8 protein-coding genes are annotated in these 11724 nt (G+C 52.0%); 6 read left to right on the plus strand and 2 right to left on the minus strand.

All coding sequences use genetic code 11. From position 1 onward, the window contains the following. From LRS40_RS16165 to LRS40_RS16190, 6 genes are all read left to right on the plus strand, one after another. Positions 1–711, plus strand: coding sequence for a C40 family peptidase (locus LRS40_RS16165; protein ID WP_231312068.1), 711 nt, complete (start codon positions 1–3; stop codon positions 709–711). Next, positions 698–1294, plus strand: a complete 597-nt coding sequence (locus LRS40_RS16170; protein ID WP_231312069.1) for a tail assembly protein — start codon at positions 698–700, stop codon at positions 1292–1294. The genes LRS40_RS16165 and LRS40_RS16170 overlap by 14 nt, the downstream gene beginning before the upstream one ends. Positions 1295–1347: 53 nt before the next feature. Then, the gene (locus LRS40_RS16175; protein WP_231312071.1) at positions 1348–6315 is read left to right on the plus strand and encodes a DUF1983 domain-containing protein; all 4968 of its coding nucleotides are present in this window, start codon (positions 1348–1350) and stop codon (positions 6313–6315) included. Between the two features lie 158 nt (positions 6316–6473). Further along, the gene (locus tag LRS40_RS16180) at positions 6474–8150 is read left to right on the plus strand and encodes a hypothetical protein (protein ID WP_231312073.1); all 1677 of its coding nucleotides are present in this window, start codon (positions 6474–6476) and stop codon (positions 8148–8150) included. After that, positions 8150–8452, plus strand: a complete 303-nt coding sequence (locus LRS40_RS16185; protein WP_231312075.1) for a hypothetical protein — start codon at positions 8150–8152, stop codon at positions 8450–8452. Before LRS40_RS16180 ends, LRS40_RS16185 begins: the two co-directional genes overlap by 1 nt. A gap of 9 nt (positions 8453–8461) precedes the next feature. Further along, entirely contained in the window at positions 8462–9418 is a 957-nt protein-coding gene (locus LRS40_RS16190; RefSeq protein ID WP_231312077.1) for a tail fiber domain-containing protein, read from the plus strand. Positions 9419–10616: 1198 nt separating this feature from the next. Here LRS40_RS16190 and LRS40_RS16195 read toward each other — a convergent pair. Both LRS40_RS16195 and LRS40_RS16200 read right to left on the minus strand, forming a co-directional pair. Next, positions 10617–11174: a hypothetical protein gene (locus LRS40_RS16195; RefSeq protein ID WP_231312079.1), complete on the minus strand. Its 558-nt coding sequence runs from the start codon at positions 11172–11174 to the stop codon at positions 10617–10619. A 217-nt stretch (positions 11175–11391) separates the two neighbouring features. Next, complete coding sequence (locus LRS40_RS16200) at positions 11392–11631, minus strand: DinI family protein (protein WP_231312080.1); 240 nt, start codon at positions 11629–11631, stop codon at positions 11392–11394. Positions 11632–11724: the final 93 nt, after the last annotated feature.

The following is an 11724-nucleotide window of genomic DNA, read 5'->3' on the forward strand; positions in this document are numbered from 1 at the left end:
ATGTTAAGCCAGCGACTTATAACCGCTATCCAGAAACATGCGGATGAGGTGTACCCGGCTGAGTGCTGCGGCCTGATCGTCCGGGCCGGGCGGCAGCGGCGATACATTGCCTGCGAAAACACCCACGACCAGCCCACCGAATTTTTCAGGATCAGCGGCGAAGCCTGGGCAGATGCCGAGGACGCCGGCGAGGTTCTGGCGGTGGTGCATTCGCACCCGGACGCGGGGCCGCATGCCTCTGCAGAAGACCTGAAAGGGTGCCATGAGTCCGGCCTGCCCTGGGTGATTATGTCGTGGCCAGAGGGCGATCACACCGTCACTACCCCGGCTGACAGACCGCCGCTGCTAAAGCGCCCGTTTATCCACGGCAGCTGGGACTGTTACGGGCTGGTTCGTGACTGGTACGCGCAGGAGCGCGGTATCGAACTTCCGGACTTTGAGCGTACCGACAACTGGTGGACGCGTGGCGAAAACCTGTATGTGCGCCATTACGCGGAAGCCGGATTCTATTCCCACGCCAGCGAGCTGCAGACCGGGGACGTGATCCTGATGCAGGTTAAAGCCGACGAGATCAACCATGCCGGCATCTACCTGGGCGACGGAAAACTGTTGCACCACATGTACGGCAAGCTGAGCGAAGTTGTCCCGTATGGCGGCATGTGGCGCGAGCGTACGCTGTTAACGTTGAGGTACCGCAATGAATCCCGTTGAGAAAATCGTACTGGTGCGGCTGTACGGCAAGCTCGGTGCCCACTTCGGGCGCGAGCATCGTCTGTCCGTATCATCCGTGCGCGAGGCCATCCGGGCGCTCTGCATCATGATCCCCGGCTTTGAGCTGATGCTGGAAACCAGCCAGGAACGCGGCATCACGTATGCCGTCTTTAATGGCAATAAAAATATCGACGAGCAGGCCCTGCAGCTGTCGGGCGTGCATGAGGTTATCCGTATCGCGCCGGTAATCATCGGCAGCAAGAAGGCTGGCATGTTCCAGACCATTTTTGGTGCCGTCCTTGTTGCAGCAGGGTTCATCGCCAGCTTTACGCCGGCAGCGGCAGCATCGCCATTTCTGTACAAAATGGGCGCAGCAATGATGCTCGGCGGCATAGCCCAGATGCTTGTGCCGTCCGGTACGCAGGGGATGACGAATACCGAATCAGAGACGCGAAAAAGCTACTCGTTTGGCTCGCCGGTGAACCAGGCAGCGGCAGGTAGCCCGGTGCCGCTTCTGTACGGCGAGCGTGAAATCGGCGGTGTCCTGATTAGCGGCGGCATCTACGCAGAGCAGCAACAATAAAACCTGAATTAACACCCTCCCGCTTCGGCGGGATTTTTTTGCCTGGAGCAAGCATGGATATGACGATCACTGGTGCTAAAGGTGGCGGCGGGAGCAGCGATAAAGGCGGAAACCGTGGGACTGAGATTTCATCCGTAGCCTATATGAAGCTGCTGCTTGCCCTCACGGAAGGCGAAGCAGCAGGCGGGTTCACAGGCAAAGAAATCTATCTCGACGGTACACCATTGCTCGATGACAACGGGGCTGAAAACTTCCCGGGCGTTACCTGGGAATGGCGCAGCGGGACAGCGGATCAGGCTTATATTCAGGGCTTTCCATCCGTTGAGAACGAGCTCAATGTCGGTACCGAGCTGAAGTACGGCACGCCGTGGGTGAAGTCGATCAACAATACCCAGCTTTCGGCTGTTCGCCTGCGCCTGAAATTTCCGAATGGCCTGTATGTGCTGCGCGACAGCGGCGGCAAAAGCGGGTACCAGGTGGAATATGCGGTCGATATCTCGACGGATGGCTCAACCTATGTCGAATACGGTCGGGATGAGGCGGACGGTATTGCCAACACAGGTTATGAGCGCAGCTACCGTATCAATCTGCCGCCGGCGACGTCGGGCTGGCAGATCCGGGTTCGGCGGCTAACCAGTAACAGTAACGATGGGCGCCATGCCGATACGACGCGCATTGAGTCGATGACCGAGATCGTCGACGCCAAATTGCGCTATCCGCACACAGCGCTGCTGTTCATCCAGTTTGACGCGAAGCTGTTCGACGGGCGCACCCCGACCGTTACGGTCAAAATGAAGGGCATAATTTGCCGGGTGCCGGCGAACTACGATCCGAACACCCGGACATACACCGGCAACTGGGACGGGACGTTTAAATGGGCCTGGACGAACAACCCCGCTTGGATTTTTTACGACATCATCACCCGGGCACGCTATGGCCTCGGCCAGCGAATCACGCAGAACCTGGTCGACAAGTGGACGCTGTACCAGATTGGCCAGTATTGTGATGTTCACGTTTCAGACGGCGCCGGCGGCAAAGAGGCCCGCCACCTGTGTGACCTCTACATTTCCCAGCGAACGGATGCCTGGACGGTACTGATGGACCTGGCGTCGATCTTCCGTGGGATGATCAGCTGGTCGAATAACCTGCTTTCTGTCGACGCAGATATGCCCCGCGAACTCGACCCGGATTTCGTGTTTAACAAATCGAATATCGTGGGCGCGTTCAACTTCTCCAGCACCTCAGAAAAGACGAACTACTCTGCGGCCATCGTGACCTACAGCAACCCGGCCAACGGTTACGCCGATGACCAGGCGTCCGCTCATGTGCAGAGAATCTCTGCCCGCTTCGGGTTTAACACCCTGGAAAAAACGGCGGTCGGTTGTACCCGTGCAAGCGAGGCGCAGCGTGCCGGCTTATGGGCGATCGAGACGAACGACGACGATAACGCCGTCGAGTTCAAGACCGGGATGGAAGGGCGAATCCCGCGCGTCGGTAAGATCATCGGCATCAACAACGCCCCACTGGCGGGGCGTAATAACGGCGGCCGCGTAGCAGCTGCCAGCGGAACCAAAATTACGCTCGACCGGATTGTTGCCGCTAAAGCCGGCGATGCCCTGATTATCAACCTGCCAACGGGCCGTGCGGAAAGTCGTAAAGTGGTATCCGTCAGCGGACGCGCTGTGACTGTTGACCGTGCTTACAGCACCACGCCGAATGCGGAATCAGGCTGGGTACTAGACCAGGCGGATCTGGCCATCCAGCTGTTTCGCGTGAAGCGCATCGCGATTAACTCAGACGACACTGTCACGATTAACGGACTGCCGTTCAATCCGACGAAGTTTGCGCGCATCGATGATGGTGCGATCGTGGAAGAGCGGCCTGTGACCGTGGTCCCACCTCGCGGTCAGGCAGCGCCGGCAAACGTCACCATCAGCAGCGCCTACCGTGTGGAGCAGGGGATTGGTATTACCACGCTGATTGCGACCTGGGATTCGATGGCCAGCGCAATCGCATACGAGGCGCAGTGGCGCCAGAATAATGGCGACTGGATTAACGTCCCGCGAACCGGCAACACGCGCTTTGAGGTCGATGGTATCTATACGGGGCGCTACGTTGTGCGCGTTCGCGCTATCAATGCGCTGGATATTGCCTCGGTGTGGTCCACGTCGACAGAAGTTCAGCTCACCGGGAAAGTGGGTCAGCCGCCGGCACCAATAAACTTCCGCACGACCCCACTGGTCTGGGGATGCCAGATTGACTGGGATTTTCCGGCAGGAACCGCCGATACCATGCAGACTGAGGTCCATTATGCCACGGATGCTGCTGGCTCCAGCCCGCTGCTGTTGAGCGATATCCCTTATCCGCAGCATTCGTATCAGCAGATGGGTTTACGAGCTGGAACGGAGTTCTGGTATCGGGCACGGTTGATTGACCGTATAGGCAATAAAAGTCCATGGACAGCCTGGATAATAGGTGGTTCCAGCTCGAGCGCGAGCGATTATTTGCCTGAACTCGACAACCAGATTAAGCAGACGGAGACGTATGAGAAGCTGACCTCAGAAATGGCCGATCTCAGCGATGATATTCAGTCTGCCCGCGATGACATCAGCAAAGTCTCAACAGAGTCGGCGGCGACCAAAGCAGGCCTGGCACAGGAGGTCACGGACCGTAAGAAAGCCATCACCGATGAGGCGACGGCCCGGGGCCAGGCGCTGTTGACCGAGAAGAACGAGCGCGTCGCGGATATCAGCAACGTCAACCAGACGATTCAGACCACCACCGAATCGCTGGCGCAGCAGATTGCGCAGGTGTCGGCGGGGACCGGTTCTCAGTTTGATCCGGCCAAAATCTGGTACTTCGATTCGACTGTAGAGGGCTGGTCCGGCAACGGCACGCCGACCATTGTTAACGGCTGGCTGCGTCCTGCCAACCACGCATCGGACCCGTACGTTACTTCTCCTGCGACGCTGGGCATAACAGCAGCTGCGTATCGCTTTCTGAAGCTACGCATCAGGAAAGTGGGATCGCCTGCATGGGCGGGGGAAATCCGCTGGCGCAATGCGGCCAGTTTCAACGAAACCAACCGCTTCGTGGTGGCCGAACCGGCGTATAACGCCGACGGCGTTGCCACGCTGGAATGCGACGATATCCCCTGGCTGGCCGAGACGACGATTAACCAGATTCGGCTGGACCTTTCCAGTAAACAGGACGCGACAAACTACTTCCTGATTGACTGGGTGGCGATCGGGCGGCCAACGCCGAGCGCCGGGATGGCGGCGCTGCAGCAGGAAACGACAGCCCGTGTTACCGGCGACCAGGCGGAAGCCACGGCGCGCGAGACGCTGGCGACGCAGATCCGGGGCGGTTATACCGGTGACGACCCGTCAAAACTGGCCTCGGGTCTGCTGTACGCCGAACGCCAGGCGCGCATCACGGCGCAGGAGGCGGAGGTGACAGAGCGTAAGAAGCTGGAATCGACCGTTAACGCTAACCAGGCTTCCGTTACTCAGGAGCTGGCGACGCTGACAACTGAGCAGGAGGCTCAGGCCACCACGCTTTCGGGCCTGCAGGTTACCGTCGGCAAAAACACCGCAGATATCACCACAGTCACCAAAACCGTCGCTGATAACAACAAGGCGCAGACCACCGCGCTGGCTGCGGTTAAGGCCACGACCGACCAGAACACTTCGGACATCAGCACGGAAACCACGGCCCGCACGAATGCTGACAGCGCGCTCGGCCGCCGCATCGATACGCTGAAAGTGGATGTGGACGGCAACACGGCCAGCCGGGACGCCGGTATTGTCGGCAACGTCACCAATGCGCTCGCCAGCTTCACCGCGTTCTCTGAACAGCGCGTGACGTATGCTGTTGGCGAAACGAAAACGATGGCTGAAATCATCGAAAGCCGGAAGACCGCCGCGGATGCCACGAGTGCCGTGGCGGAGCAGGTCACCACGCTTAAGGCGACGGTTGAGGAAAACGGTCAGACCAACGCCGCCGCCATTACGCGCATTGATAAAGCCGTTACGGATCTGGAAAGCGCCACAGCGACCAGCATTGAGCAGGTTACGGCTGCGATCGGCGATACCAATACCAGTGTCCAGACGACCAGTAAAGCTGTTGCTGATATCAACGGAAAGCTGAGCGCGCAGTGGGGCGTTAAAGTTCAGGTAGAGGCGAACGGTGTTAAACGCATCGCGGGTATTCAGCTGGGCATTGATGCCTCGGGCTCCTCAAACTTCCTGATCTCTGCCGATACGTTCGCGGTTTATAACCCGGCATCCAATGGGCAGGAGCTGGTGTTTGCCGCAACCGGTGGCCAGATGTTCCTGCGATCGGTGTTCATCCAGGATGGTTCTATGGATAACGCCAAGATCGGCAATTACATCCAGTCCAGTAACTGGGACGGGACCGGGAATGTCGGCTGGCATATCAATAAATCCGGGTATGCCACGCTTAACGGTGTGACGGTCAGGGGGACGATATACGCAACCAGTGGGGAATTCAGAGGGACAGTTTACGCGACGGATGGAGACTTCAAAGGCACAGTTTACGCGAACAAAATCGTAGGCGATGTCGTTAATATGTTCTCCTTCCCTGGTGGAAGGTTTCAGGGAGACCCGGGCAAACAAAAAGACTTCTTTCGACAGGTTACCTGGGCGGGAGGGGTCCCGTATGACGTCACTATCGCTGTTCCGACATTTGTCGTCTGGAATGAAAGTGAAGCTTATAATGGTGCTCTGGAAGCATATATCAATATTAACGGGAGAGATATTACAGTAGTGTCTCTTGGCTTTAAGCTATCGTATAACGACACCAATAGTGTCAGTCGTCAGGTTAACAGTTATGTACCCGTTACAGGTAGTCTGGATATTCCCGCAAACTCAGGCCCTGTGACTATACGTATTGGCCTTAGAGGGATTACCAGTGCGACTACTCATATGGATATGCAGCCATCAATGGCGTTAATTACCAAAAGAAATTCCCCTAACTTCTCCGGTTATTCAGGTAATTAATTCCGGCCAGGTGGATGCTGGCGATTTGGCTTAAACGGGCTGGGAATAAAAATCCGATATAAGTATTTCGGCTGCGCACACGTTGTTTCTTCTGAATTCAATAATCACACCCTTATAACCCAGCTCCGGCTGGGTTTTTCATTTTAAGGACATCACGAATGGCCACACTTGATGACGATTTAGCGAACGCCGTCACGGAAGGTTTTCGCCTGGCGCAAAGCAGTATTATCAACCAGGACCTGATTTTATCGGGCACTGGTGACGTCACCGTTACTCTGGCAAATGGTTCGAAAAAAACGGGCCCCAGCTGGTCGAAGCTGATCACCGCCGCGAACGCAGCAGGGACCAGCGCGACCGCTGCCAAAACCAGTGAGACGAATGCACTGGCTTCCAAAAACGCTGCGGCAACCAGCGCAACGAACGCGGCAACGTCAGAGGGGAATGCCCTCGCTTCGAAGAACGCTGCGAAGACCTCAGAAACCAATGCGAAAACATCTGAGACGAATGCCAGGACGTCAGAGAACAACGCAGGGGCCAGCGCCAGTAGTGCCGCAGCATCGCTGGCCGCTGCCCAGCAGCTGACGTCCGCACCCTATGAGGCGGCGCCATATCCTGATGTGTGGGCACCGCTTAACGACGACTTGCGCCTGCTGGCGGGTATTGCTCCATATGATAGAATCGCCATTTCTGGTCAGGTATTAGAACTAGCGTCAAAATCAGTGACATTCTCCCGTTCTACTACCGCCACCTACATTGACAAATCGGGTTTAATGGTAACTGCGGAGATTAATGAGCCTCGTTTTGAAAAGCAGGGTTTGTTACTCGAATCTAGTTCTACAAATCTATACATCTACTCGGAAACCATTGGGGCAGGTAGTGGCGTAACAGCCACGAGTAACGCAAGTACATCTCCGACAGGTGAAAACACTATGTCGCTTATTACTGAAAATACAGCAGGTGGTGAACACTACGCAGGAGATAGAAACATAGCTTTAACAGCAGGCACGAGTTATTGTTTCTCTACTTATGTAAAGGCGAGTCAAGGAAATCGTTGGTTGTACTTACGTACCGCATCAGGGACAACAAGTGGTACATTTTTTGATGTAACTAATGGTAAATGGGGTAGCGACAACTTCTCTGCCCCTATTACTGACAGAGGTTTTGAGAGTTTAGGTAATGGTATCTATCGTGTATGGATGGTTTTTACTGCTACAAACACTCAATCAACAGTGATTCGTCTTCAATTAAGTCAACCAGGCCAAGTTGCAACCTATACCGGAGATGGAGCATCAGGACTTTACTTGTGGGGTGCTCAGCTTGAAGAATCAACATTCCCGTCTTCATACATCAAAACAGTAGCTTCTACAGTTACTCGTTCCCCTGACTTATGGAGTATTGTTAACACCAATACTGGCTATCAAACTTTGGCGGATAAATTTAAACGTACCGTGGCGTTTGAATTCATGCCTAAGTATACAATAACCACGGGTTACGCCGATGTTGTGCGTGTACCAGGTGCGACGAACGACATTATCTGTAGAGTCATTGCAGCTAATAGAATTCAATCGTTCAGGGATGGTAGTGGAACACCATCAATACCAGTTACACCAGGTGTTTTAGCTATGGTTGTTCATGTGACGAGTGTGGATGATTGCACAATGTATTACGATGGTAATCCATCCTACAGAGCACAGCTTCCGTCAAACACCACTACAAAACCAACGAATATTTCAAACTCAGTAGGTTCTGCAAATGGTAAATTCGTATATTACATTCGTAATTTCCGTATATGGCATCGTGAACTAACTGTAAATCAAATCAAAGGACTTAGATAATGAGAGACTTATATCTGCGCTTTGCTGACGCCGATGAAATGCGCACGCAATTAACCGCGGCGGGGTTTGTGGATGATGAGGAGCAGGGCGGGTTATATCACCCGGATATCAGCCTGGATGTCATCGGGGTTATTACCATCGTCAGCGATATTGAAAATCCGGGGCAGGAAAACGAGTTAATAAAATATTCCGGGGAACCCGGTTATCACGCCAATATCCGGGTAATGAATGACGGGCTTGATTTATCACCGCTGGATGAATTCATCGTGACACCCAAAACGCCTGCTCGTGTCTGGGCATAAGGAAATTACATGGCAAACCGAATTGACAGCATTGAACTGACGCAGGCCAATGGTACATGGATATCATTAATCAACAGCGCATCAGTGCCAGGTAATAGCACGTCTACTTTAGGTGGTCAGATACGCTCTCAATTTAATATCGCAGGAGCCGAGGCCGCTTCTGCTTTGTTTGAAGCATTGTATTTTAAGGACGCTACCGGGGCTATTACCCGTCGGGGCCGTATCACTGTCAAAGGGGGAACCCCTCCGGCTGACGCCGATGTCGTAGAGATTGGGCAAAATGGGCAGATATTCTGTAACGGCGCAGTATTTAAGGGACAGACCGGAATATCACCCTCATTGCAACTGTTCGGGAATACTAACGCGGGCGTTTTCGTGAACAGTTATCCCTACAATAAAGCGGGTGAGCCCTATACGCGCAGGATTATGAGAATAGGTGCTTCAAGTTCCGCCAGTCAGGACATCGCGTCTATATCCGTGGCTGGCGGGTATACCTGTCGGGCCGGGACAGGTGGGGTTGATAATCATGATAACGCCTTCAATTTCAACTGGTTGAATAGCACGCTAATAGCCTACATTGACTCATCAAACGTAGGTACTATCCAGATGCAAAGTACCTGTGATGCCGAACTTAAAAAGAACAAAGTATACGTTACTGACAAAATGGCTGCGCTGACGGAGGTTTTGCAGTGGAAGCCGGCTACCTTTAAGTACAAAGCGCGTGGCATCCTGCCGGAGAGTGAAACTAAACTCAGCTTCATTGCAAACGACCTGGCTGAGACTTCACCAGAAACTGTCAAGGGTGAGGGCATCTCTCCTGGAGAGGATATTCATGACAATGCGGTATTTGCAAAAAGTTACATTCTGGATAAAGACGCCATGATCGCTAAGCTGACATTAGCGCTACAGGCGACAAACCAGAAGTTAGACAAGCTGCAGGCTGAGGTTCAGGCGCTGAAAGCGTAACGGCACCAGGATGTTCATCAGTAATTATCATCAGCAGCATTTCGATGTCTTTGAAGAAAAAAAAGCCCGCACGGGAGCGGGCACAACTCCCTTAGCTTTGTTATTAATCCTGCGTTCATGACGCAGGTAGTTAACATATCGGCGGCATTAGCCATTACTTTAGGTAGGAAGCATTAGCGCTTCGTTTAAAATCATCTAAATTTAATGAAGGTGAATCCCCCTATGCGGCGGGGCAATCCAGTTCTGTAGGTGTAAATATGCTTGCGGCTCGTATGACTGGTAACGAGTCACCGGGAGGCACCCGGCACCTGTATCAGAGTAAGCTGTTTGTTTGTGCTGGTTTCTTTTGCCTGCTTAATAGGCAGGCTTTTTTTTGCGATGTTGATAAGGAGTCTCGGATGGCGAGTGTTGCTTTGTTAGCCGTTTTGTTTGTGCTTATCGTGTCGGGGCTTATCGGCCTCTTAGGGACGTTATTAAATATTTGGTGCGATAAGGAGCAAGTTTAAATACCGCTTAAAATGATGCCTGGTCCGACCATGACTACCAGAACATTAAGGATTATTAAACTATCCTTTAGCTAACATGATGAGGTGTAGTGGATCAGCTAACAGCCTGGAGGCATCATACCTGCTATGAAATTCATTTGTCCTGTTTGCAAAAGTAATCGGTTCTTTTTCACCTCCTTCAATCCCGAGCAAAATCTGCCACACGGCGCGGTATGTTCCGTATGCGGAACCCGGCTTACTAAGCGCTCCATCCTTCCAACTCCGCGCAGAAGGCGATGGCCTAAACAGGTGGTTTAATCATTTGTGACACGAAGCGGCTTGCGATGATCGATGCAGTCCTTAGGGGTTTACATGACTTATTCCGAAACCAGCCACATATTGGCTTCTTCGAAAACTTCTCCCAGTATGCCCGGCATCGGCTTAACCTCTGTCTCTGAAAAATTTCTATGCACTCGCTTGGTTAATTCGGCAGTACAACCAGATGTTCAGCAGTAATTATCAATAGGCACAGCCTCCTTGCCCTGGCCCCCCTCTTAAAACTACTGTATAAACACACAGTAATAATAATTGAGAGGTCACCATGCCCCGCCGTTCCGACATTCACGCCGCATTTGTGGCTGCAGTACAACAAAACCCAAAAGGATCTTGGGTAATTTACGCCGCGTACTTGTTAATGCGCGGTGCTTTTTAAGTTAAATATTAAAACCGGAAGTATCGTTAATTTTCTTTTTTATAATCGACAATAAAAATATTGTGAATTGTTGAGTTGTCATTTCATTGTTTTTTATTTCTTTAAGGGAAATGACATTAGGCATATTTTTGAATGGTTTTTTGTCATCCATAGTAACCACATAAGCATTGGATCTGTTTGCGAATGCTAATATGTTTTTATCCGCAAAACCCTGAGGAAATGGTACATTCCTCTTAATTTCTTTATGTTCGGAACCTATGAATTCCATATCGCTTTCATCAGCCATGAAGCCTTGCCCAAAGCCAGAACTGGCTGGTTGATCTGCGAAACCAAAATGTGATGGGGAATAATAGTCCATTGCTTCTAATTGCTCATCTTTATATTTTTTTACTTCAGGTGGAGTATTAACGTGGTCATGCTCAACACCTACCACCTTAGGATATATTTTTTCGAAATGTTCGGAAAAATACGAACTGTGTAATTTTATATCCCATTTGCATAAAAGGTCCCATACGTTATTATCGAAAATGATCTTTATTTTAGGCAGGTGTTTATTCATATAAACCTCTTATGAAGTACATGTATCGATGAGGAGAGGGGAAGCCAACGCATTGCCATTCTTTACACCATGCAGAACTTGCTCATATAATTTTACCAAGAGAGAGGTACTGATACTACTGTAGCACCCTAAGAAATTTGTCAATGCTAAATATGCATTCCTTTCAAGACGTGAAGCGAACTAAAAAGATGACTGGATCTTTCCAGTACTTAATACGTCACTCTGAACTCATCCACATATCGGCTTCTTCAAACATCTCCTCCAGCATGCGGTTCAGCTTTTCCCGATCACTTTTGCTGGCATCGCTGTTCAAGCCGTTAGCCTGCATCGGCTTAACCTTCACTTCGGCATCAGGAAAGATCCGGTGCACGCGCTTAGTTAATTCCTCCAGGATAATTTCCCTGGCACCTGCGAGTCCCGCAACATTTCGTTTGTCATAAACCAGTTCGACGAACATACCGCCTCCAAAGCAACAATGATTTAGCACGCAATTTATACTGTTTTTTTATACAGTGTCAACGGAGGGTGCGCAGCTTTTTAAGGGGGGTTT

This window comes from Leclercia sp. G3L, from assembly GCF_021117075.1.
GTDB classification, from domain to species: domain Bacteria; phylum Pseudomonadota; class Gammaproteobacteria; order Enterobacterales; family Enterobacteriaceae; genus Enterobacter; species Enterobacter adecarboxylatus_C.

Bases quoted from the DNA above. Each gene is read 5' to 3' on its own strand.
- LRS40_RS16165 (WP_231312068.1), top strand. From the start codon at position 1: ATGTTAAGCCAGCGACTTATAACCGCTATCCAGAAACATGCGGATGAG.
- LRS40_RS16170 (WP_231312069.1), top strand. From the start codon at position 698: ATGAATCCCGTTGAGAAAATCGTACTGGTGCGGCTGTACGGCAAGCTC.
- LRS40_RS16175 (WP_231312071.1), top strand. From the start codon at position 1,348: ATGGATATGACGATCACTGGTGCTAAAGGTGGCGGCGGGAGCAGCGAT.
- LRS40_RS16180 (WP_231312073.1), top strand. From the start codon at position 6,474: ATGGCCACACTTGATGACGATTTAGCGAACGCCGTCACGGAAGGTTTT.
- LRS40_RS16185 (WP_231312075.1), top strand. From the start codon at position 8,150: ATGAGAGACTTATATCTGCGCTTTGCTGACGCCGATGAAATGCGCACG.
- LRS40_RS16190 (WP_231312077.1), top strand. From the start codon at position 8,462: ATGGCAAACCGAATTGACAGCATTGAACTGACGCAGGCCAATGGTACA.
- LRS40_RS16195 (WP_231312079.1), bottom strand. From the start codon at position 11,174: ATGAATAAACACCTGCCTAAAATAAAGATCATTTTCGATAATAACGTA.
- LRS40_RS16200 (WP_231312080.1), bottom strand. From the start codon at position 11,631: ATGTTCGTCGAACTGGTTTATGACAAACGAAATGTTGCGGGACTCGCA.